The organism is Caulobacter sp. FV1ye6ST, assembly GCF_058681225.1.
The window spans coordinates 4,853,303-4,874,177 of record NZ_CM178733.1 but is presented as its reverse complement, the minus strand read 5'-3'; the positions used below and the strand labels follow the sequence as shown (position 1 = coordinate 4,874,177).

The window sequence follows — 20,875 nt, the reverse complement described above, 5'->3', positions numbered from 1 at the left end:
TGGGCGTTTTGGGTCTCGACAAGCTGATTGATCGTCGCGGTCATTTCGTTGGCGGCGATACGCGCCCTTCCCAGCGAAAGCGCGGCCGCCTCGGCGTTACGGTTGGCCAGGGCGAGTTGGCGGACTTCATCGCTCACCGGCTTGTAGGCGTCCCACTCGCGGCGAACCCGCGCCCACATCGGCTTGCCTTGTTCGCTGGCCTTGGCGTTGCCCTCGTCGATCATCCGCTCGATCTTGGCGCGGCTGGCCGTCGCGTCGGCGTCGAATTTCTTCGTCAAGGTCTCGTCGGTGGTGAGGGCCATGTTCTTCTCCCACCGGAGACTACGCCCCATTTCCCCGTCGATCGCCTGGGCCAGGCTGAGGCGTTTGGCTGGGCCGTCAATGACGTCGCTGATGGCCGCGTTCAGCGCGCCCATGCGGCTGACGCCGACATAGACCACGGCGAACATCATCAGAATGAGCACGGCGAAGGTCGCGCCCAATTTCATCTTCATCGTGATACGCATTACTGGCTCCAGGACTTGGAAAATCTAAGATAATTCGGCGACGGCAGTGCCGGCGCGCCCGCCAAATCGACGTCGCATCGCGGATCGATCTTGATCATCGAGCCCGAATTCAACGGTCGAAGACGCTCGCGGCGTCGTTCATTGGCGAAGGGCGGGGGATGAGGGTCTCCGCATGGCCAGGGCCTGTTGTTCGAAGGCGTCGATCGTCCGGTATCGTGGCGACAGACCTTGTCTCCTGACGCGGATCGCGGTCGGGGCGGGCAGGCGATCGGCCTTGTGCTCCAGGATGTGGTCGCGCGGGCCGCGCTGGATCGCCAGCAGGTTCATGCGGCGCGCTCCAGGCCGGCGGCGCGGGCCTTACTTCGATACGACGCAGGCGTAGGTCTGCTCCGTGCTCGCTCCGTTGTGGGTCGGCGCGACGGTGGTGTTGCAACCGCGGTTCTCCGCCTCCCGGTTGTCAGCTTGGATGAGCCGGTCCAAAGGCGATGCTTTTTAAGCGCCGGGCGCCCAAATCGCGGGCGTCTCGACGTTTTCTCGTTAACGAAGCCCGTCTCGGTTTGAGTGTGGCCCACGGTGTCATCGCGCGACGATGACGAGGGCGTCATCTTGCGTAAAGTGAGTCGATTAGACGGAAGTTTTGCGTGGGGGCTTACCTGTGATGGAACAAGACGCCAGTCTTCGTCCTGAACGGATCCTGGATTTGTCGGAGCGTCTGTCCAGCGTGGCGGGCGAGAAGATCGGTGAGATCGCCCGGGTCAATCGCGCGGCCAAGATGCTGTCGATCAACGCGCTGATCGTGGCGGCGCGCGCTGGCGAGGCCGGCAAGGGCTTCGCCATCGTCGCCGAGGAGTTCAAGAAGATCTCCACCGAAATCGACGCCGTGGCGGCCGCCCTGGAGAGCCAGGTGCGCGCCGATCTCGACGAGCTCTCGGCCATCGGCGGAGCGATCCTGGGCCATATGCGCGGCCAGCGCCTGGCCGATCTGGCCTTGAACGCCATCGAGATCGTCGACCGCAATCTCTATGAGCGCACCTGCGACGTCCGCTGGTGGGCCACGGACTCCGCCGTGGTCGCCTGCCTGGCGGACGCCGATCCCGGCGCCAACCGCTATGCCAGCGAGCGCCTGGGCGTGATCCTCGACGCCTATACCGTCTATCTCGACCTGTGGATCTGCGACACCAAGGGGCGGGTGGTCGCCAACGGCCGGCCCGGCAGGTATCCCGGCGTCGTCGGCCAGTCCGTCGCTGACGCCAAGTGGTTCCGCGATGGCATGCGCACCGCCACCGGCGACGACTTCGTGGCCTGCGACATCGAGAAGGCGCGCGCCTTGGGCGACGCGCCCGTCGCCACCTACGCCACGGCCATTCGCGAGGGCGGTCAGGCCAAGGGCAAGATACTGGGCGTGCTCGGCGTCCATTTCGACTGGCGGCCCCAGGCTCAGGCCGTGGTGGATGGCGTTCGCCTGACTTCCGAGGAGCGCGACCGCTCGCGCGTCATGCTTCTGGACCAGAAGGGCCGCGTCCTGGCCTCGTCCGACAACCACGGCGTCCTGACCGAGGTCTTCCCGCTGGATGTCTCCAGTGGCGCGATGGGCAGCTATGCCGACGGAGACATCACGGTCGGCTATGCCTTGACGCCGGGCTACGAGACCTATGCCGGCCTGGGCTGGTACGGATGTCTCGTTCAGCGGCGGCAAGTTCCCGCCGTGGCGGTCGCCGCCGCCTAGTCTTGATCTGATCACTGCGGAATATTCGGACGACTTAGTCGCGTGCTGCGCGAAAGCGGTCAGATTCTCGGCATTAGCCATAGATTCTCGCAGTGCAGCATTGCCTTTAGCGCCTGCACATGGTTGTTTAAGCCTAACCATACACTCAGCAGAATGTCTGTGCGTCTGTCGAGCTGCGGTAAGCGCGTCATTTTCTTAATTCTAAGCCGTTGGCCAGGTTATAGTCTCGCATAGATTGCGCCTCAGGTGTGGTCTTCGGGAAACGGTATCGTCAGGAAAAGACGAGACCGCGTTATCCGGGCTGGAGCATTTACTCACGTTGTCCTAAAGGGACGCCGTTCAATTGGAGGGAGCAAACAACATGGCTTCTCGTTTCGCCAAGGCCATCGCTCTCAGCTTGGCCGTCGCTATCGCCCCGCTCGCCGCTGGTTCGGCTCAGGCGGGCGGCGTCCTGCTGCAGGAGGCGCCGGCCGTTAGCGCGTTGGCTACCAGCATCGGCGCCGCCGTGTCGGCCGCGAAAGACGCGCCCGGATACGCCGCGATGACGCCGGCCCAGAAGGTCGGTGCTATCCAGCGGGCCGTCGCGGGCGCTCTGGCCGAGGCCGGAGCCACCGACCCCACCACCGTCGCCGCGGCCCTGGACTCCGCCGTGAAGAGCGGCGCGCTGACCGCCACGATGGCCGTTCAAGTGGCGGCCGCGGTCAGTCCCGCCCTGATGGCCGCGGTCGCGGCGTCGCCGAGCGTGCAGACGCAGTTGGCGGCTCAGGGGGTGTCTGTCGGCAGCATCACCACGGCTTCGACGGCTCAGGTCGCGAACGGCGCGCCCAGCGTGCTAGTTAATCTGGCTTCGGCCGCGAGCACGGCCCCGGCCGGGACCGCTGCCCCGGCTGGCGCTGGCGCTGGCGCTGTCAACACGGTTGCGCCGTACGATCCGTGCGCGGGCGTTGTCGCGACCTACTGCGGCATCTAACGACTGAATTTCGGGGCGGACTGGCGCGCCACGATGCGCGCTGGCCGCCACTACTGGTGGGGATTTGAACTATGCGACTTCTAACGTGTTCGGCCATTGCGGCCTGTATCGCGTTGACCGCGCCACAAGTCGGTCAGGCGCAGGATCTCGGGTCTAACTTCAGCCGGGGCAGGAACGTTTCCGTTCGTGAACGTCCGCGCCCCGACTATGAGGCGACCGGCCAGAAGGCCGGCGGGTTCACGGTCTATCCGCGCCTGACCATCGACCTTGAGCACAACGACAACATCTACGCCGTCGCGACGGGCAAGACCGACGACAACATCTGGCGGGTGAAGCCGGAAGTGGCCGTGCGTTCGGACTGGTCGCGCCACGCGCTCGGCTTCTTCGCGGGCGGCAACGTGATCCGCTATGCCGACAAAAAGACCGAGAACGCCGAGGAATTCACGGTGTCCGGCAACGGCCGCATCGACGTGGATCGTGGCTCGAACATCAGTGGCTCGGCTCAGTACCAACGCCTCGTGGAACCGCGCACGGCCATCACGGCCGGCACGCCCGCCGGCGCGACGCCCAAGCCCGTGCAGTACGACCTCGTCACCTCCAGCCTGGCCGTGAGCAAGGAGTTCAATCGCCTGCGCCTCACCGGTCGCCTGGACGACAAGGACTTCAACTACAAGGACCAGGGCAGCCCGCTGTTCAATCAGAACACCCGTGACCGCAACGAACTGTCCTACACCGCCAAGGCGGAATACGCCGTGAGCCCGGACACCGCGGTCTATGCGACCGCCGTGGGCAACAAGCGTAGCTATGATCTCAACACGCCGACGGAACGGTCTTCGGAAGGTTATATCGCGGCGGCGGGCGCCAACTTCGAGGTTTCCCAGGTTGCGCGCGGCGACATCCAGGTCGGCTACATGAAGCAGTCCTACGATCGTGCGATCTACAAGGACATCAGCGGCTTCAGCGCCGTGGGCAATCTGGAATGGTTCCCCACTCAGCTGACGACGGTTGGCGTTAACGGGTCCCGCACCATCGAAGAGTCCACCGCGACGGGCTCGGCGGGCTTCATCTCCAACAACATCGGAGCGTCGATCGACCACGAGTTGCTGCGGAACGTCCTGTTGTCGGCCGCCTACACGCGCGGGAAGGACAACTACAAGGGCGTGGATCGCACCGACAATCGCGACAACTTCTCGGCCACGGCGACCTATCTGATGAACCGCCGAGTCGGCCTTTTCCTGACCTACAACTACCTGAAGCAAGACTCGACCGGCGCGGCCAAGGCCTCGTCGTTCAAGGACAACAAGCTGATCGCTTCCGTGGCGTTGCAGTTCTAGAAACGTCCACGAAACGGCAAGATTTGCCGGTTACTGAGAGTAGTTATGGACGGCTCCGGCTTTGAAACTTCGAACGCTCCGGTGAATGACACCGGGGCGTTGCCTTTTGATCTGAACATCGCGATCGCGACGTTCAGGCGACGCTTCCGCCTGTTCGCGGCCGTGGCGGTGGTGGTGTTCGCGGTGGTGGTGCTCTTCACCCTGCAACAGACGCCGCTGTACACCGCGACCGCCCAGGTGATGCTGGATGTCCGGAAGGAACAGGTCACCGACATGAGCGCCGTGCTCTCGGGTCTGCCGGCGGATTCGTCCGTGGTCGACACAGAGGTCGAGGTGCTGAAGTCGCGTTCCCTGGCGGCGCGCGTCGTCAAGGACCTGAAGCTTGAGCAAGATCCCTACTTCAACCTAAACCTCGCGCAGGCCAAGGGGGCGAAGGCCTGGTTCTCTTCGTTGAAGAAGGCGGCGTCGCCGACGACGGCCGCGTCGACGGATCCGATCGAGTTGCAGCGTCGACGCGAACGCATCGTCGACAATGTGCTGGGGGGGCTGAAAGTTCGCCGGGCGGGTCTGACCTACCTGATCGCGATCGACTATACCCACACCGATCCGAAGCGTGCGGCCGAGCTGGCCAATGCTTTCGCCAATCTCTACCTGACCGAGCAGCTCGAGGCGAAGTTCGACGCGACGCAGAAGGCCAATGAGTGGCTGGACACCCGTGTCGGCGAGCTCCGCGACCAGGTTCAGCAGGCCGACGCGGCGGTCCAGCAGTACAAGATCGCCAACAACCTTCTGAGCGCCGAAGGCGCGACCCTGACCGAGCAGGAAATCTCCGGCCTAAATCAGCAGCTGGCCCTGAGCCGCGCCGCGCAGGCCGAGACCGACGCGCGTCTGAACATTGCTCGTCAGCAGCTGGCGCGCGGCAGCACGGGCGAGGACGTCGGCGAGTCCCTGAACTCGCCGGTCGTGCAGCAACTGCGTCAGCAACGCGCCCAAAAGAGCGCCCAAGTCGCTGATCTGGCCGGCCGTTACGGTGATCGTCACCCGGACCTCCTGAAGGCCAAGCGCGAGCTGGCCGACATCGACAGCCAGATCCAGGCCGAAATCCGCCGCATCATCTCCAATCTGGAAGCCCAGGCCCAGGTCGCGCGTCAGCGGACCGGTTCGGTCGCGTCCAGCGTATCCGCCTCGAGGGGGACCCTGGCGGGCAACAACCGCGCCAGCATCGGCCTGTCCGAGCTGGAGCGTAAGGCGCAATCGGTCAAGACCCTCTACGAGAGCCTTCTGGCCCGCTTCAAGCAGACCACGACGTCGGACGGCATCGAGCAGGCCGACGCCCGGGTGGTGTCGCCGGCCAAGATCCCGACCGGCCCCAGCTATCCCAAACCTTCCCTGAACCTGGCGCTTGGACTGGTCCTGGCCTTGGGCGCCGGCGTGGCCGCGATTGTTCTGGCCGAGATCCTGATGGCGGGCCTGTTCACCGAGGACGAGGTCGAGCGGCGGCTGGGCTTGCCGTATCTCGGCGCCGTTCCGACGCTGGGCACCACGGTCGATGACGCCAAGACGCTGAAGGGCATGACGCCACCGGACTATCTGCTGGCAAAGCCGCTCTCCAGCTTCGCCGAAAGCTTGCGCAAGCTGCGCGCGTCGATCCTGTTCTCGAAGGTCGGCGAGACCGTCCAAGTCATCGCGGTCACCTCGTCCCTGCCAGGCGAAGGCAAGACCACGACCACCTTCTCCCTGGCCCGAATCCTGGCGACCTCGGGCGCCAAGGTGGTGGTTGTCGATTGCGACCTGCGCCAGAGCGCGATCAGCCAGTTCCTGAAGGAGCCGGCCTCGGTGGGTCTGCTGGAGGTCCTGAACGGCGTGGCCACGCTCGATCAGGCCGTGGTCATGGACGAAAGCGGCGCGCACATCCTGCCGCTGGCCAAGTCGGCCTATACGCCGCGTGACGTGCTGGGGTCGTCCGCCATGCACAAGCTGCTTCAGGATCTGCGCGCGCGCTACGAGATCGTGCTGCTGGACACCGCGCCGCTGCTGGCCATCGCCGACACCCGCATTCTGGCGCCGCACGCCGACGCCGTGGTGATGCTGGTGCGCTGGAAGAAGACGCCGGTCAAGGCGGTGCAGTCGGCACTGGCCCTTCTGCAAGGCACGCGCGCCTTCATCGCCGGCGTCGCCCTGACCCAGATGGATCTCAAGGCCCAGTCCCGCTACGGCTACGGCGACTCCTATTATTACTACGCCAACTATCGAAAGTACTATGCGGACTAGGACGCGCGGAGGCGGGGAGGCGTCTTCGTCCGGCGCGGCCAGGACTCGAAAGCTGCAGGTCTCCGAGGGCGCCGCGATCGGCGCTCTCGTCGCCTTGGTCCTAAGCGAGATCATCGCGTTCGGGGCCAGCGACGTAGCCGTGGCGGCGGTGTTCGGCGCGCTCCAGGCCGCTTTCCTGCTGGGTCTGCTGACGACGTGTAGGTGGGCCCGTAAGGTCCCCAGCGTTCTGGCCGCGCCTTGGCCTGGACTGCTGTTCGTCGGCGTTCTGGTCGCAGCGGCCTGGTCTCTAACCCCGTTCGGCCCGGGCGGCGCGCATCCTGTCTGGGCCTATCTGGACCGGAACGGCGGCGCGATCACCGTCGACCGCTCCGCACTCATCCTCAACCTGCTGCGTCTCGTCGGCCTGGGCTGCCTGTTCCTGGCCGCGCGGATCATCGGCGCGTCCGAGACCCGTCGCCGGGCGCTCGTCTGGTGGCTGCTCCTCGGCCTGGCCACCTTCGCCGCGGTCGCGATCGTCGACCATGTGAGCCTGCGGGCCGGACGGCGCCTGACCGCGACCCTGTTCAGTCCCAACACCGCCGCGACGCTGATGGGCGTGGGCGCGATCTTCGCCACGATGTTCTTCTCCCAAGCCATCCAGCGCGCCGGCGGCGCGTTGCGGCTGGAAAGGATGGAGCTGGACGCCAGCCTGAGCCTAGCCGCGGCCGGGGTCTTCGTGGTCGCCCTGGCGCTGACGGCGTCGCGCGGCGGGATCTTCGCCACCGTCGTGGGCCTTGCGGTCCTGCTGATTTGGCAGGTGTTGGTTCAAGGGCGTCGGGTGCGGGCGGTCGCGATCCTAGGCGGCGCGGCGGCCCTGCTGGTGGTCATTGGCGTCGCCATGCGCAGCGCCGATCTGACAGCCGCGCGGCTGGAGCATCTGGACGGCGACGTCGCTATCCGCAAGGCGATCTTCGACGCGCACTGGCAGGCCTTTCAGTCCTCGCCCTGGTTCGGCTTCGGGCTGGGCTCCTTTCCGATCGTCAATCAGCTGATCACGACGACCGAAAACCTGACCATCCTGTTCGACGTCCGCGCGACGCATAACCTATATCTCCAATGGCTGGAGGAGGCCGGCGTCGTCGGCGCGTTGGCCATGCTGGTATGGTTGACGGTCGCGCTTTGGCGCCTAGGCAGTGAAGCGATCCGGCCCGGCAAGGTGGGGGGGCTGGCGCGCGCGGGCGTCGCCGCGACGTTGGTCGTCCTGCTTCATGGCGTTTCCGACTTCGCCGTGCAGGTTCCGGCAATGCAGGCCCTGTTCGCCGTTGGTCTTGGCGCGATCACGGCGACGCCGCCGCGCCGCGCGTTGGCCGGGCCAAGGGCTGACTGGAGCACGACCGCCTTCGCCGGCGCGGCCCTGCTGGTCTCGGCGCTGTTCGCCATTCCAATCGCCGCGTCGCGTTTCGGCGTCGACCTCTCCGCCTTGCCGACGGCTTCATCCGAGGTGCTGGCGACAAGCATCGAGGCCGGTCTCGCCCATCCGTCCGCGGATCCGAAGGTTCGGGCTCGCCTGGAGGCTCTGAGCCGCCGCGAGCTAGCTATGAGCCCCGGCTCCGGCGCCGCCTGGCTGCGCAAGGCGGCGATCGATTATCAAGGCGGCGACATCGGCGCGGCGAATATGGCGCTTGAGCGCTCGCTGGCGGTGGCGCCGCTGCAGACCAGCCTGTTCGTCAGTCGCGCGCGTCTGGCCTACGAGAACTGGTCCGCGCTCACGCCGACCGCGCGTAAGCAGGTCGTCTATCAGGCGCGCGCCGAGTTCGGCCGCCCTGGCGGCCAGGCGCGACTGGTGACCCTCGCCAACGAGATCCACAACCCCGCCGGCCGGATGGGCCTGGCGTTCCTGATCGCGGGCGAGCGCATCGCCCAGGCGCAGGCCAAGGCCCGCGGCAAGGCTCAGTAGGCGTTTTCGGCGATCAGCAGGCTGGGAATGGTGAGCAGCACGATCTGGGCGTCCTTCAGGATCGACCAGGTCTGGATGTAGTCTATATCGGCCTCGACCCGCCTCCTCATGGCGTCGACCGTCTCCGTGCCGCCGCGGAGGCCCTTGACCTGAGCCCAACCCGTCAGGCCCGGGCGAGCTTGATAGCGGGCGTAATAGTCGGGGATATGGCTACCATAATAGTCGTCGTGGGCCGCTGCGTGTGGGCGAGGACCGACCAGAGACATGTCGCCGCGCAGCACGTTCAGCAGCTGCGGCAGCTCGTCGATACTGCTGGCGCGCAGGAGGCGGCCGATGCGCGTGACGCGGTTGTCGCCACGCCGCGCCTGGATCAGCTCCGGGCCGTCCTCGCGGCAACGCATGGTGCGCAGCTTGAGGATCTGGAACTTGGCGCCGCCCAAGCCGCCCCGCATCTGTCGGAAAAGGGCGGGTCCGGGCGTTTCAAGCTTGATCAGCAGGGCCGCCAGCAACAGCAGCGGCGCGAACAGCAGCAGCAGCAGGCCGGACGACACGATGTCGAACGCGCGCTTGTAGGGGTCCGCCGCAACCCTTGGCAGCGGGTCATACAATTTTGGCGAGAGACGCCCGGTATACGATCCCCCGCCCACCAGATAACCCTCTAACTTCCCCACCATGTCACGACTGGTTTCCAGTTCGGACGATCTCAGGCTAGCGCAAAGTCTCCACAGCGTCGCCGGGAAAATCCACAACCCCAGCACATATGCTTAACGCACGTAGACTCTGTTCATTCACGGGCGATTAGCCGCGCGGCAATACACTTGGTCGCATCAGGAGTGTGATCGATGATTGAAGCGAAAATCTCGTTTGCCCAAGTCGACGCTGTCCCAGCGGTGCGCGCCAAGCGTCTTCCGCCGCTGGTGGGGCTGGGGATGGGCGCTGTCATCTCGGCGGGCCTCTGGGGCGCCCTGGCGCTGGCCGTCTCGCACCTCCTCTAGGCTCTCGCCACTCGTATCGGTGGGTCTGAAGACCCGTCGTCGCGCCCGCTCCTGATCGAGCGGGCGTTTTCACGTAAGCCAATGCCCAGACCGAAAAACCCCGGACCGTGAGGTCCGGGGTTTTGCAATACGGGGGGGCGGATGTCGGATCAGACGATGCTGGTCCACAGCGCCGTGCCTGGGACCTGGCGCTCGACCCAACGGTAGTTCAGGTCTTCCCAGGGCGTCGCCCAGGGGGTCAGGTTGTCCAGCACCCAGTCGCCGCTCTGCAGGGAGACCATCAACACGGCGTGACTCTCACCGCGAGCCGTGAAGGCGACGGCCATGGACAGGGCCGCTTCCGGCACGCCGGCCTCGATCAGCTGGCGGCGCTTTTCCAGCGCATAGTCCTCGCAGTCGCCGTAGAGCTTGCCGTTCACCAGACGCGGCAGCGACCAGTATTCGGCCTGGCCGTAGAGATCCAGGTCCGTGGCCTTCTTGACTGTGCGATTGACCAGCTGGTTGACCTGGTTCAGCAGCTTCATCTGCTCGCGGTCCGTGCGGGTGGTCCAGGCGAGGGTCACGAGTTCGCTGGCGGCGGCGGCGGGCGTTGCGGCGACAGCGGCGGCGACTGGGCGCGCCTGGCCGGCGGGGACGAAATCCTCCACGGCGGCGGGCTTCCAGGCCTGGACGGTCTCCACCATGATCAGGCCCAACGCGCTGTCGTCGGGCGAGGCCGCCGAGCCGGTGGCGAACTGGTGTTGTGAAACCGCGCCGACCGACGAGGTCGGGGCCAAGCCAGACACGCCGCCAAGCAGCGCCAGTTGGTTGGCGGGCACGCCGCAGGTGTTGGCGTCGCGGCGGCACAGGTCGGCGAAGCCCATGGGCGCGCCGACGCCTTCGCCACGCGGCATGAACGGCATCGCGCCGGCCTGAGCGCTGGCGCCGGCCATCATCGCGATAGCGCTCACGAGCCCCAGAACAATGTTACGCGTCTTGAACATGCCAACCCCGCTGTGTTCGTGGGGTCAGTATTCATTTGGGCTGCAAATTTGAGCTGAATTTAGATGGTATAATCTCGATGTTTAACTGTGGTAATTCTAAAATTAACTACAATGAGACGAAAATTTACTTGGTAAATTGAAGCGAAAAGATCGTGATGAATTGCGAGTAAACATCCCTATGCGCCGTTGAACTAGGCCGCTGGCTGAGGCAAAATCAAAGTTCTTGGTTCTGGCGCCTGTCGCCGTCCTGGCGAGTTCGATGTTCAAGTCCCTTTTTCGTCCGAAGCCCCAGTCGCGCCGCGCGTCGTCCACGGGCGGTCGGATGGTTTACGCCGTGGGGGACGTCCATGGACGGCTAGACCTTCTGGACGGCTTGATCGGGGCGGTGACCGAGGACTATCGCGACACGGGGCGCGAAGACCCGCCTGTGTTGGTCATGCTGGGCGACTATGTCGACCGCGGCGCCCAGTCCTCGGCGGTGATCGACCGGCTGATCCTGCTGAAGGCGCAGGCCGCCGAGGGACGTTTCGAATTTCGCACCCTGATGGGCAATCACGAAGAGACGCTGCTGCATTTCCTCGACGATCCGATGGCTGGACCGTCCTGGGTCGAGTACGGCGGCGGCGAGACCCTGATGTCCTACGGCGTGCAGCGCCCCGTGGGCCGCGCCGAGCCCGAGGCCTGGGAGCAGGCCCGCCAGGCCTTCCGCGGCGCCTTCCCGCCGGCCCACGAGGCGTTCCTGCGCCAGCTGGAGCTGGTGGTTGTCTATGGCGACTACGTCTTCGTCCATGCGGGCGTGCGTCCGGGCCTGCCGCTGGAGCGCCAGGTCCCCGCCGACCTGCTGTGGATCCGCAACGAATTCCTCGACAACCCGCACGGCCTGAAGGCCACCGTCGTCCACGGCCACACGCCGGTCGAGGAGGCTTTCGTGGGACGCCAGCGGATCAACGTCGACACCGGCGCCTATGCGACCGGCGTCCTGACCGCCGTTAGACTTGATGGCGGCGAACCTAGGATCATTCAGTTTAGTAAAGCGCGCGCGACCTGAGTCTTGATCTTGTTCATGTCACGGTCACATGCGATGTGGCATTTCGATTTCCAAGTCTGAAAATTTCCCAGGTTTTAAACGTCCAAGGTGAGACGCTTAGCGATGATCGGTGTTTCGAAACTCTCGCGCCTCTTTTCGATGTTGGCGCTGGTCGTCTGCATCGCCGGCCTAGGCGGGGGCGGCGCGGCGCGCGCCCAGCAGCCCATCGTCAGCGACACGCCCGCGCCGGCGGCGCAGTCGATGGACTACCTGCTCGGCGCCGGCGACAAGGTCCGGGTGACCGTCTATGGCGAACCCACCCTGTCGGGCGAGTTCTTCGTCACGGGCAGCGGTCTGATGTCGTTGCCGCTGATCGGCGAGATCAAGGCGGGCGGTCTCACGGTCGGCCAGTTCCAGGACGCCGTTCAGAAGTCGCTCAGCGACGGCTATCTGAAGGATCCCCGCGTCAGCGCCGAAGTCCTGACCTTCCGCCCATTCTACATCCTGGGCGAAGTCGAGAAGCCGGGCACCTATCCCTACACGGCGGGTCTGACGGTGCTGAACGCGGTGGCCACCGCCGGCGGCTTCACCTACAGGGCCGACAAGAAGAGCGTCTACATCAAGCACAACGGCGAAACGACCGAGGAGAAGGGCGCGCTGGCGCCGTCCACCACGGTGGCGCCGGGCGACACGATCCGGATCGGCGAGCGCTTCTTTTGATCCGAAGCGCGGCTGAACGAAACAAGGCCCGGCGGGATGACCGCCGGGCCTTTGTCGTTTCCGGGGCTCGTTTCAGACTCGGATACGGTCGCTCCGCAGAACAATGAGCGGTCGCCGGCGCAACCTAGAGGGCTGGATATCGTTACGAAAAGACGCGGTCGACTCCGAGAGCGTCGTTTGACGCCCAATAAGGTCCCCGCGACTTTCCGGACCCTGGCTTTCCTTCGTGAGCCTCCGGCTTCTCCGAAGGCTCGCCATGCCTGCCCTAAAACATAGTTCCGAAGATGTGGACCTGAGCCTGGCGCTGGCCATCGTCACGTCGTCGCCCGCGCCGCTGCTTCTCCTGGATGGCCAGCTGACCGTGATCGCGGCGAGCACGTCGTTCTGCGAGGTCTTCGGCGTCGACCTGGCGGCGCTGACGGGTCAGCCCCTCTACGCCTTGGACGGGGGGGAATGGGGCAGCGCCCAACTGCGATCCTTGATGACCGAGACCGCTTCGGGCGAAAGCGCGCCCGGCGCCCGGGACATCGATCTCCATCGCCCTCCGCGGCCGGTTCGTCACCTGATCGTCCAGACCAGGCGGCTGACCTATCTGGATCTCGATGAGACGCGCATCCTCGTGGCGGTGTCGGATGTCACCGACAGGCTCGACGACGCGGCGTCGAAGGCGCGAGCGTTGGAGGAAAGCAGTGTGCTGTTGCAGGAGGTCCGGCACCGGGTCGCCAACAGCCTGCAGATCATCGCCAGCGTGCTCTTGCAGAACGCGCGAAAGACCACGTCCGACGAGACGCGGGGGCATCTCAAGGACGCCCACCATCGGGTGATGTCCGTCGCCGCCCTCGAACGCATGCTGTCGACGTCCGAAAGCGGCGACATCGAGGTGCGGACCTATTTCACAAGCCTTTGCGAAAACATCGCGGCCTCGATGATCGGCGAGGTCGACCGCATCACCTTGGCCGTGGAGGGCGGCCAGGGGTTGGTCGAGGCCAGGGTCTCGGTCAGTCTGGGCCTGATCGTCACCGAACTCGTCATCAACGCGCTCAAGCACGCCTTCCCCGATGGCCGGCCTGGCAAGATCACGGTCGACTACGATTTCCACGGGCCAAACTGGATTCTTTGCGTCCGCGACGACGGCGTCGGCATGCCGTTGACGGCGCCGCTTCGAACAGGCCTAGGCACGAGCATTGTCCGGGCGTTGGCCGGGCAGTTGAACGCCTCGGTCGAGGTCACGCCGGAGCAACCCGGCGCCCAGGTTTCCATCAAGCACACCCAGATCGCCCTGGTGCAGGACGATCCCGATACGGCGAGCCAGCCGCCCGTGATGGCCGAGGAGCCGCCGGCTTCGGCGGGCTTGCGAATGGAGGAACGATCATGAGCGCGCGCCTAGCCGACGAACCCGCCACCTTGATGATTGTCGAGGATGAAGCGCTGGTGGCGATACTCCTCCGGGACGAGTTGCACGACGCAGGATACAGGGTGCTCGACCTGACCGACCGACACGCTGATGCGCTGAAGGTCGCCGAGGCTGAAAAGCCGGACCTCGCGCTGGTCAACATCCGGCTCGCCGGGCGTGACGACGGCATCGAGCTCGCCGAGCACCTGAAGGCCCTGGGAATTCCGGTCCTGCTGATCAGCGGCCAGGTCAGCCGGGCAAGTTCCGCCAAGACCGTGGCGATCGGCTCGCTTCCCAAGCCCTATGACGCCCCTGACATGGTGTTGGCGGTGGCCTATCTGCTGGCGCGTCTGCATGGCGACGCGTCCCTGCCCAAGCCGAGCAGGCTTGAAGTGTTTGACGAGGCCGGCTTCGATCTCGCGCCCGCGGCCTAGGGCATTCTGCAAGCAAGAAGTTGATCTTATTGGGAAAAATGGCGCACCCGATAGGATTCGAACCTATGGCCTTTGCCTTCGGAGGGCAACGCTCTATCCAGCTGAGCTACGGGTGCGCGCGACCCTGGCTGACCAGGGCGGAAGCGGGTCTTAGCCGAAAGGCGGCTCAAGGGCAAACGGGTTCATAAGCGCCGTCCTAGGCGGACCCCATGTAGATGAAACGGGCCACGAAAAGCGCCGCTAGGACGAACAGCAGCCAGTCGCCGGGCTTGGCCTGGCCGCGAACCAGCTTCAGGACGGCGAAGGCGGTGATGCCGAAAGCCAGGCCGTTGGCGATCGAGAAGGTCAGCGGGATGGCGATCACCGTCAGAAAGGCGGGGATGGCGACGCCCGGATCGTCCCAGTCGATGTCGGCCAGGGCGCCGACCATCATCGAGCCGACAATGATCAGGGCGGGGGCCGTGGCGGCGGCCGGAATCGCCTGCACCCAAGGAGCGAAGAACAGTGTCAGCAGGAACAGCAGGCCGACCACGATCGCCGTCAGGCCCGTTCGCCCGCCGGCCGCGACACCAGAGGCGCTCTCGATATAGCTGACGACGGTCGAAGTGCCGGCCAGCGAGCCGCCGATGGTGGCGATGCTGTCGGCGGTGAGGATGCGGTTCAGGCGCGGGATCGTGCCGTCGGGCTGCACGAGGCCGGCCTTCTTGGTCACCGCGACCAGGGTGCCGACATTGTCGAACAGGTCGACGAACAGGAAGACGAAGATCACTTCCGCGATGGCCATGCCGGCCCCGCCGTTCAGGTGCAGGGCGGCCGGGATGTCCAGCTTGAAGGCCGTGGCGGTCAGGGCGGCTAGGCCGTACTCGCCGGGAACGACCTTGGCCAGGCCCAGGGCCCAGCCGGCGGCGGCGGCGACCAGGATGCCGATCAGGATCGCGCCCTTCACCCGCCAGACCATCAGCCCGCCCATGACGGCCAGGCCCAGTATGGCCAGGACCGCCGTCGGCTGGGTCAGGTCGCCCAGGGCCACCGTGGTGGCCGGACTGGCGACGATGATGCCGGCTTCCTTGAGGCCGATGAAGGCGATGAACAGGCCCACCCCCGCCGCGACGGCCGAGAACAGCGGACGCGGAATCGCCCCGACGATCAGCTGGCGGATCCCCGCCACGGTCAGCACCAGGAACGCCACGCCCGACAGAAAGACGCAGCCCAGCGCCGTTTCCCACGGCAGGCCCATGCCCTTGACGACGGTGAAGGTGAAATAGGCGTTCAGGCCCATGCCGGGGGCCAGGGCGATCGGGTAGTTGGCGATCAGCCCCATCAAGATAGAGCCGAAGCCCGCGGCCAGGCAGGTGGCGGCGGCGACGGCGGCGATCGGCATGCCAGCCTGGCCCAGGATCGCCGGGTTGACGATCACGATATAGGCCATGGTCAGGAAGGTCGTGAAGCCGGCCAGCACCTCGGTGCGCACGCTCGTGCCCTGGGCCGAAAGCCCGAACCGCCGCTCAAGAAAAGTCATGCGATGCGCCCCCGACGCGCGCTCAAGAAGTTGGGGCGAGTTTGGCCGGCGATCCCTGGAACGCAAGCCTTAGCTTGGCGCCGGCCTATAGATGCCCCCGAACGGTCCTAGCGCTTGCGAAACCGCTTGGCCTCGGCCTCCAGCTTGGACATCCAGGCTTCCGGCTCGCTGCTTTCCGGCTGGAAGGGCAGGCTCCCGGCCACGCCGCGCACCGCCAGCCACAGCGGCGCGGAGAAGTGACCCAGAACGCGCAGCGGCCGGCGCTTGTCGTCGGTGACGTCCCAGCCCTCGGCCTCGAACGCGGCGACCTGCGCGGCCGGCGACTGGTTCTCGATATCGTCCCAGCCGGCCGGTCGCTGCACGGCGTCGGCCGCGTCGGCGGTCAAGCCGAACAGAGCCAGCACGCAGGCGTCGATCTCCGGGAACTCGGCCCGGGCCTCGGGTTCGGCGAAGTCGCGCTTGAGCAGCGCCCGGTACTCCAGGTCCTTGACGCCGGGGAGGTCGATCAGGCGCCGTAGCGCGTCGGGCTTGCTCGTCATGCGCTCAGTCCTTGGTCGGATCGGCGGCGTTCGGGTCGTTGTAGGTCAGGGCCAGGAAGACGTCTTCCAGATCCGGGTCCTCGGTGGCGATGTCCTTGATCTTCAGGCCGTTGGCGCGCACCGCGGCCAGCACTTGCTCGACGCTGGACTGGCCGGTGCGGTAGCTGACCTGGAAGGCGCCATTGGCCCGCAGCTTGGTGTCGAAACCGGCCAGGGACGGGGCGGCCAGCACCGGCTCCTCCGGCGTCACCACGACATTGCGGCTGTCCATGCGGCTGAGCAGGGTCGCGGTCGGCTCGCAGGCCACCACCTCGCCGCGGTTGATGATGGCGATCTCGTCGCACAGCTCCTGGGCCTCTTCCAGGTAGTGGGTGGTCAGCACGATGGTGACGCCCAGCTCGTTCAGGCCCGTGACATAGTGCCAGAGCTGGCGGCGCAGCTCGACATCGACGCCGGCGGTCGGCTCGTCGAGGATCAGCACCGGCGGTTGGTGGACCATGGCCTTGGCCACCATCAGGCGCCGCTTCATGCCGCCCGACAGCTGGCGGACATAGGCGTTGGCCTTGTCGCCCAGGCCGAGCGCATTGAGCAGCTCGTCGGTGCGGCGCTCGTTCTTGGGCACGCCGTAGAAGCCGGCCTGCACCTCCATCGATTCGCGCGGGGTGAAGAAGACGTCGGCGGCCAGCTCCTGGGGCACCACGCCGATCGCGGCGCGGGCGTCGCGCGGGCGCTGGTCGATGTCGCGGTCCCAGATCTTCACCGTGCCCGAGCTCTTGCGCACCAGGCCGGCCAGGATGTTGATGAAGGTCGACTTGCCCGCGCCGTTGGGACCCAGCAGGCCGAAGATCGAGCCGCGCGGGATCTTCAGGTCGATGCCGTTCAGGGCGCGTTTTTCAGGCCCGGTCTTGGTGGCGGCGTAGGTCTTGTAGAGGCCTTCGGCTTCGATGGCGTAGGCGGGCAGGTCCATGGGCATTCCAGACAGAGACGGGCCAGATCGGTAGCCGGGGAGGCGAGAAACACCGTTTCGGGCGCACGTCGATTGACGGCGCCTTTCAGCGTCGCATAGGTATGCCTCGTTCGCCGCCGCGCCAAGGCCGCGTTCCGAAATCAGGGATTTCCGAATATGGCCAAGACCCCGTCCACCTCCGCTCTCGACGCCCTGCCCGGATCGGCGACGACCGAGCCCGCGACGGTCCCGACCGCCATGGACACCCTGGCCCAGGTCGGTCCCGCGCCGGAGACGATCTCGGTCCGCTCGCACCGCATCGCCTGCGACGGCGTCGGCGGGGCCCTCGGCCACCCCCGGGTGTGGCTGGAGATGGGCGCGGCCGGCTTCGTCGACTGCTCCTATTGCGACCGCCGCTTCGTGGCCTCGACCGCCGTCGGCGACGAGGACGAGCAACTGGCGCCGGGCGTCTATGAAGGCGCCGGCGGGCACTGACCCCTTGACCGCCAATTCCGTGACCGACGAAGCCGCCTCGAACCGCGCCGAGACCCTCGCCAAGGCCTGGGAAGCGCTGGAATGGCCGCACGAGGCGCCGGTGCTGCGCGCCATCGCCATGCCGTCCGACACCAATCCCGAAGGCGACATCTTCGGCGGCTGGCTGCTGTCGCAGATGGACTTGGCGGCCGCCTCGGTGGCCTTCCACCGCGCCGCCGGCCGTTGCGCCACCATCGCCATCGACGGCATGACCTTCATCAGCCCTGTCTTCGTCGGCGACGAGGTCAGCCTGTTCGCCCGCCTGGTCCACACCGGCCGCACCTCGCTGAAGGTCCAGGTGGAGGCCTGGCGCCGCCGCCGCGACGGCGAGCAGGCCCACAAGGTGACCGAGGGCGTCTTCACCTTCGTGGCCATCGGCGACGACCGCAAGCCGAGGCCGCTGCCGGTCTAGGGCGGCCAAGGGCATAAGCCGTCTTCGTCCTCTCCGCCCCGCTTGGGAGCGGACAGACCTGCGTGAGCAGGTCGGGTGGGGGCCTGTGCTGAGTCGGCACGGCTTGGCGGCTTCACGCGGCGCGGCCGCTGAAGGCATGTGGGGAGGCGACGGAGCGGCCGGGCGAACCCGGGGACCGTAGTGGTTTGTGTGTTTCGGCTCGCGAGTCCGCTCCGCCAGGCTGTTCTTGCCCGTGAGGATGGGGGGCGTGAGCGTCTTTCAGCTCGGGACCCCACTAGCCCCCGGACGGGCGCGGACCAACTGGATCGGCTACATCCGAAACCTTCTCCTTTTGGGAGAGGGAGCACGGCCTCCCCAAAGCTGACGCTCTGGACAGCCGCTCCGCTTTCACGAAAGTGACCCAGGCCCAGATGACCGTGGAGTAGAGACCCATGTTCGAGTCGCGCTATATCAGCATCCGTATCCACAGGCCGGCCGAGGCGGTCTATGCCTTCGCCAAGGATCCCGAGAGCTTTCCCAAATGGGCGGCGGGCCTGGCGTCGGGTCTGACCCCGGACGGCGACCAGTGGCTGGCCCACGGCCCGGGCGGCGAGGTCCGCGTGCGGTTCTCGCCGGAGAACCCCCATGGCGTGCTCGACCACTGGGTGACCCCGCCGGACGGGATCGAGCTCTACATGCCGCTGCGGGTGGTGGCCAATGGCGAGGGGGCCGAGGTCGGCATGGTCCTCTACCGGCCACCCAACATGTACGACGACGCCGCCTACGACCGCGACGCGGCGGCCGTGGCCAGGGACCTGGCCAGGCTGAAGGCGCTGCTCGAGGCGTGACGGCGCCCCGCGCGCTGAACGCTGGAGTCTATAGAGCATTTTTCGATCCAATTGGATCGGTGAAATGCTCTAGCCTCTTGTCTTGACGCATTTTCTGACGACGAACCGGTACCCACTTCGTCGGAAAATGCTCTAGCTGGTGAGGTGGCCCTTCCAGGCTTCGCGCAGGACCTTCTTGTCGATCTTGCCGGTGGCGGTCAGCGGCACGACGGCGAAGACCACGTCGTCGGGCGTCCACCACTTGACGATCCGGGGCGCGAGGTAGTCGAGCACGTCGACCTTGCCGATGGCCGCGCCCTCGTGCGCCTCGATGACCAGCAGCGGACGCTCCTCCCACTTGGGGTGCGGCACGCCGACCACGGCGGCGATCTTCACGCCGGGGCAGCCGACCGCGACGTTCTCCAGGTCGATCGAGCTGATCCACTCGCCGCCGGACTTGATGACGTCCTTCTGGCGGTCGGTGATGCGCATGAAGCCGTGGGCGTCCAGCGTGGCGATGTCGCCTGTGTCGAACCAGCCGTCGGCGCGGGCGGCGTCCTCGTCCTTGCGGAAGTAGCGGCGCACCACCCAGGGCCCGCGCACCAGCAGGGCGCCGGAGGTCTCGCCGTCGTGCGGGGCCTCGGTCCCGTCGTCCAGCTCGACGCGCAACTCGATGCCGAACTGCAGCCGCCCCTGGCGGGTCCAGATGGCCTCGTCCATGGCGTCCTCGCCCAGGGCCGCGAGGGCCGGCGTGGGGGTGGAGACGACGCCGATCGGGCAGGTCTCGGTCATCCCCCAAATCTGCAGGGTCTGGACGCCATAGAGCCGCTTGAACGCCTCGGCCATGGCGCGCGGCACGGCGCTGCCGCCGATCACGACGCGCTTCAGCGTGGTCGGCGAGGCGTCATTTTTCTCCAGCCAGTCCAGATACATCGTCCAGATGGTCGGCACGCCGCCGGTGAAGGTGACGCCCTCGCCCTGGATCAGCGCGTGCAGGGACGCGCCGTCCATCTTGTCGCCCGGCAGGACCAGCTTGGCGCCGCAGATCGGGGTGCTGAACGGCAGGCCCCAAGCGGTGGCGTGGTAGAGGCTGGAGCAGGGCATGACCACGTCGAAGGCGGTGAAGCCGAACGCGCTGTTCAGGCCGCCGGCCATGGCGTGCAGCACCACGGCGCGGTGCGAATAGAGCACCCCCTTGGGATCGCCGGTCGTGCCCGAGGTGTAGCAGAGGAAGGCGCCGGCGTTCTCGTCGAAGACCGGCCAGGCGATCGCGTCCGACTCGCCGGCGATCAGGGTCTCGTAGCTGATCGCGCCGACCGAGCCGGGGATCGTCCGCTCGGGATCGGACAGCATGACGAAGGTCTTCATCGTGGTCAGCCGCGGGGCGATGCGCTCGATCAGGGCCTCGAAACTGCGCTCGTAGAACAGCACGCCGCTTTCCGCGTGATTGATCGTGTAGATGATCTGCTCGTCGAACAGACGGGGATTGGCCGTGTGCAGCACGGCCCCGAGGCCGGGGACGGCGTAGAACAGCTCAAGGTGCCGGTGGGTGTTCCAGGCGAGGGACGTGACCCGGTCGCCGGCCTTCACGCCCAGGCGCTGGAGAGCATGGGCCAGCTGGGCGCCGCGGCGGCCAAGACCGGCATAGTCGTAGCGCCAGAGCGGCTCGTCGATCAGCTTGGAGACGATCTCGCGCGTCCCGTGGGCCTGGGCCGCATAGGTAAGGATGCCGCTGATCATCAGCGGCGTCGTCTGCATCAGGCCCGCGATCATCGGTCCCTCCCAACTCTTATCGTTGGGAGGAGTGTAGGAGGCGAAAGGCGT

The 20,875-nt window shown here is 66.4% G+C and carries 19 protein-coding genes, 1 tRNA gene and 2 pseudogenes; 13 read left to right on the top strand and 9 right to left on the bottom strand.

The window, feature by feature from the left end; all coding sequences use genetic code 11:
• Positions 1 to 26: 26 nt before the first annotated feature.
• Positions 27 to 449 (bottom strand): annotated as a pseudogene (locus ACW175_RS23130) (MCP four helix bundle domain-containing protein); the annotation flags it as partial.
• A 195-nt stretch (positions 450 to 644) separates the two neighbouring features.
• Positions 645 to 833 (bottom strand): hypothetical protein, encoded by a 189-nt coding sequence (locus ACW175_RS23125; protein WP_492102255.1) that lies wholly within the window; start codon positions 831 to 833, stop codon positions 645 to 647.
• Between the two features lie 276 nt (positions 834 to 1,109).
• Here ACW175_RS23125 and ACW175_RS23120 point away from each other — a divergent pair.
• From ACW175_RS23120 to ACW175_RS23100, 5 genes and pseudogenes are all read left to right on the top strand, one after another.
• Positions 1,110 to 2,232: pseudogene (locus tag ACW175_RS23120) on the top strand (methyl-accepting chemotaxis protein).
• A 361-nt stretch (positions 2,233 to 2,593) separates the two neighbouring features.
• Positions 2,594 to 3,202, top strand: coding sequence for a hypothetical protein (locus tag ACW175_RS23115; protein WP_492102254.1), 609 nt, complete (start codon positions 2,594 to 2,596; stop codon positions 3,200 to 3,202).
• A 71-nt stretch (positions 3,203 to 3,273) separates the two neighbouring features.
• Positions 3,274 to 4,536, top strand: a complete 1,263-nt coding sequence (locus ACW175_RS23110; RefSeq protein ID WP_492102253.1) for an outer membrane beta-barrel protein — start codon at positions 3,274 to 3,276, stop codon at positions 4,534 to 4,536.
• Positions 4,537 to 4,581: 45 nt separating this feature from the next.
• Complete coding sequence (locus ACW175_RS23105; RefSeq protein WP_492102252.1) at positions 4,582 to 6,807, top strand: GumC family protein; 2,226 nt, start codon at positions 4,582 to 4,584, stop codon at positions 6,805 to 6,807.
• Positions 6,797 to 8,743 (top strand): O-antigen ligase family protein, encoded by a 1,947-nt coding sequence (locus ACW175_RS23100; RefSeq protein WP_492102251.1) that lies wholly within the window; start codon positions 6,797 to 6,799, stop codon positions 8,741 to 8,743. Before ACW175_RS23105 ends, ACW175_RS23100 begins: the two co-directional genes overlap by 11 nt.
• Here ACW175_RS23100 and ACW175_RS23095 read toward each other — a convergent pair.
• Positions 8,737 to 9,351: a sugar transferase gene (locus tag ACW175_RS23095; RefSeq protein WP_492102250.1), complete on the bottom strand. Its 615-nt coding sequence runs from the start codon at positions 9,349 to 9,351 to the stop codon at positions 8,737 to 8,739. The genes ACW175_RS23100 and ACW175_RS23095 overlap by 7 nt on opposite strands.
• A gap of 234 nt (positions 9,352 to 9,585) precedes the next feature.
• On the opposite strand from ACW175_RS23095, the gene ACW175_RS23090 reads away from it, so the two are divergent.
• Positions 9,586 to 9,738 carry a hypothetical protein gene (locus ACW175_RS23090; RefSeq protein WP_492102249.1) on the top strand — a complete coding sequence of 51 codons (153 nt, stop codon included), beginning with the start codon at positions 9,586 to 9,588 and terminating at the stop codon, positions 9,736 to 9,738.
• A 149-nt stretch (positions 9,739 to 9,887) separates the two neighbouring features.
• Here ACW175_RS23090 and ACW175_RS23085 read toward each other — a convergent pair whose 3' ends face one another.
• Positions 9,888 to 10,721 (bottom strand): transglutaminase-like cysteine peptidase, encoded by an 834-nt coding sequence (locus tag ACW175_RS23085; protein WP_492102248.1) that lies wholly within the window; start codon positions 10,719 to 10,721, stop codon positions 9,888 to 9,890.
• Positions 10,722 to 10,980: 259 nt separating this feature from the next.
• On the opposite strand from ACW175_RS23085, the gene ACW175_RS23080 reads away from it, so the two are divergent.
• The 4 genes from ACW175_RS23080 (at position 10,981) to ACW175_RS23065 (ending at position 14,295) form a co-directional block, all read left to right on the top strand.
• Positions 10,981 to 11,769 (top strand): metallophosphoesterase family protein, encoded by a 789-nt coding sequence (locus ACW175_RS23080; protein ID WP_492102247.1) that lies wholly within the window; start codon positions 10,981 to 10,983, stop codon positions 11,767 to 11,769.
• A gap of 102 nt (positions 11,770 to 11,871) precedes the next feature.
• Positions 11,872 to 12,468: a polysaccharide biosynthesis/export family protein gene (locus ACW175_RS23075; RefSeq protein ID WP_492102246.1), complete on the top strand. Its 597-nt coding sequence runs from the start codon at positions 11,872 to 11,874 to the stop codon at positions 12,466 to 12,468.
• Positions 12,469 to 12,724: 256 nt separating this feature from the next.
• Entirely contained in the window at positions 12,725 to 13,843 is a 1,119-nt protein-coding gene (locus ACW175_RS23070; protein WP_492102245.1) for a sensor histidine kinase, read from the top strand.
• Positions 13,840 to 14,295: a response regulator gene (locus ACW175_RS23065; RefSeq protein ID WP_492102244.1), complete on the top strand. Its 456-nt coding sequence runs from the start codon at positions 13,840 to 13,842 to the stop codon at positions 14,293 to 14,295. Before ACW175_RS23070 ends, ACW175_RS23065 begins: the two co-directional genes overlap by 4 nt.
• A 39-nt stretch (positions 14,296 to 14,334) precedes the next feature.
• Here ACW175_RS23065 and ACW175_RS23060 read toward each other — a convergent pair.
• The 4 genes from ACW175_RS23060 to ACW175_RS23045 form a co-directional block, all read right to left on the bottom strand.
• A tRNA-Arg gene (locus tag ACW175_RS23060) sits at positions 14,335 to 14,411 on the bottom strand.
• Between the two features lie 80 nt (positions 14,412 to 14,491).
• Positions 14,492 to 15,814, bottom strand: a complete 1,323-nt coding sequence (locus ACW175_RS23055) for an NCS2 family permease (protein WP_492102243.1) — start codon at positions 15,812 to 15,814, stop codon at positions 14,492 to 14,494.
• A 107-nt stretch (positions 15,815 to 15,921) separates the two neighbouring features.
• The gene (locus ACW175_RS23050) at positions 15,922 to 16,353 is read right to left on the bottom strand and encodes a hypothetical protein (RefSeq protein ID WP_492102242.1); all 432 of its coding nucleotides are present in this window, start codon (positions 16,351 to 16,353) and stop codon (positions 15,922 to 15,924) included.
• A 4-nt stretch (positions 16,354 to 16,357) separates the two neighbouring features.
• A complete protein-coding gene (locus ACW175_RS23045; RefSeq protein WP_492102241.1) occupies positions 16,358 to 17,320 on the bottom strand; it encodes an ABC transporter ATP-binding protein in 963 nt (320 codons plus the stop codon).
• 156 nt (positions 17,321 to 17,476) lie between these two features.
• Between ACW175_RS23045 and ACW175_RS23040 the strand changes: the two genes are divergently transcribed.
• From ACW175_RS23040 to ACW175_RS23030, 3 genes are all read left to right on the top strand, one after another.
• On the top strand, positions 17,477 to 17,794 hold the full coding sequence (locus ACW175_RS23040; RefSeq protein WP_492102240.1) for a zinc-finger domain-containing protein: 318 nt from the start codon (positions 17,477 to 17,479) through the stop codon (positions 17,792 to 17,794).
• Positions 17,772 to 18,245, top strand: coding sequence for an acyl-CoA thioesterase (locus tag ACW175_RS23035; protein WP_492102239.1), 474 nt, complete (start codon positions 17,772 to 17,774; stop codon positions 18,243 to 18,245). Before ACW175_RS23040 ends, ACW175_RS23035 begins: the two co-directional genes overlap by 23 nt.
• 431 nt (positions 18,246 to 18,676) lie before the next feature.
• Positions 18,677 to 19,072 carry an SRPBCC family protein gene (locus ACW175_RS23030; RefSeq protein ID WP_492102238.1) on the top strand — a complete coding sequence of 132 codons (396 nt, stop codon included), beginning with the start codon at positions 18,677 to 18,679 and terminating at the stop codon, positions 19,070 to 19,072.
• 132 nt (positions 19,073 to 19,204) lie between these two features.
• Here ACW175_RS23030 and ACW175_RS23025 read toward each other — a convergent pair whose 3' ends face one another.
• Positions 19,205 to 20,824: a long-chain fatty acid--CoA ligase gene (locus ACW175_RS23025; protein WP_492102237.1), complete on the bottom strand. Its 1,620-nt coding sequence runs from the start codon at positions 20,822 to 20,824 to the stop codon at positions 19,205 to 19,207.
• Positions 20,825 to 20,875 lie beyond the last annotated feature (51 nt).

What these genes read in the sequence shown, in the direction of transcription:
- ACW175_RS23105 (WP_492102252.1), top strand. Translation starts at nt 4,582, where the DNA reads ATGGACGGCTCCGGCTTTGAAACTTCGAACGCTCCGGTGAATGACACC.
- ACW175_RS23050 (WP_492102242.1), bottom strand. Translation starts at nt 16,353, where the DNA reads ATGACGAGCAAGCCCGACGCGCTACGGCGCCTGATCGACCTCCCCGGC.
- ACW175_RS23070 (WP_492102245.1), top strand. Translation starts at nt 12,725, where the DNA reads ATGCCTGCCCTAAAACATAGTTCCGAAGATGTGGACCTGAGCCTGGCG.
- ACW175_RS23125 (WP_492102255.1), bottom strand. Translation starts at nt 833, where the DNA reads ATGAACCTGCTGGCGATCCAGCGCGGCCCGCGCGACCACATCCTGGAG.
- ACW175_RS23115 (WP_492102254.1), top strand. Translation starts at nt 2,594, where the DNA reads ATGGCTTCTCGTTTCGCCAAGGCCATCGCTCTCAGCTTGGCCGTCGCT.
- ACW175_RS23065 (WP_492102244.1), top strand. Translation starts at nt 13,840, where the DNA reads ATGAGCGCGCGCCTAGCCGACGAACCCGCCACCTTGATGATTGTCGAG.
- ACW175_RS23080 (WP_492102247.1), top strand. Translation starts at nt 10,981, where the DNA reads ATGTTCAAGTCCCTTTTTCGTCCGAAGCCCCAGTCGCGCCGCGCGTCG.
- ACW175_RS23055 (WP_492102243.1), bottom strand. Translation starts at nt 15,814, where the DNA reads ATGACTTTTCTTGAGCGGCGGTTCGGGCTTTCGGCCCAGGGCACGAGC.
- ACW175_RS23110 (WP_492102253.1), top strand. Translation starts at nt 3,274, where the DNA reads ATGCGACTTCTAACGTGTTCGGCCATTGCGGCCTGTATCGCGTTGACC.
- ACW175_RS23045 (WP_492102241.1), bottom strand. Translation starts at nt 17,320, where the DNA reads ATGGACCTGCCCGCCTACGCCATCGAAGCCGAAGGCCTCTACAAGACC.
- ACW175_RS23085 (WP_492102248.1), bottom strand. Translation starts at nt 10,721, where the DNA reads ATGTTCAAGACGCGTAACATTGTTCTGGGGCTCGTGAGCGCTATCGCG.
- ACW175_RS23035 (WP_492102239.1), top strand. Translation starts at nt 17,772, where the DNA reads ATGAAGGCGCCGGCGGGCACTGACCCCTTGACCGCCAATTCCGTGACC.
- ACW175_RS23030 (WP_492102238.1), top strand. Translation starts at nt 18,677, where the DNA reads ATGTTCGAGTCGCGCTATATCAGCATCCGTATCCACAGGCCGGCCGAG.
- ACW175_RS23025 (WP_492102237.1), bottom strand. Translation starts at nt 20,824, where the DNA reads ATGATCGCGGGCCTGATGCAGACGACGCCGCTGATGATCAGCGGCATC.
- ACW175_RS23090 (WP_492102249.1), top strand. Translation starts at nt 9,586, where the DNA reads ATGATTGAAGCGAAAATCTCGTTTGCCCAAGTCGACGCTGTCCCAGCG.
- ACW175_RS23075 (WP_492102246.1), top strand. Translation starts at nt 11,872, where the DNA reads ATGATCGGTGTTTCGAAACTCTCGCGCCTCTTTTCGATGTTGGCGCTG.
- ACW175_RS23100 (WP_492102251.1), top strand. Translation starts at nt 6,797, where the DNA reads ATGCGGACTAGGACGCGCGGAGGCGGGGAGGCGTCTTCGTCCGGCGCG.
- ACW175_RS23040 (WP_492102240.1), top strand. Translation starts at nt 17,477, where the DNA reads ATGGCCAAGACCCCGTCCACCTCCGCTCTCGACGCCCTGCCCGGATCG.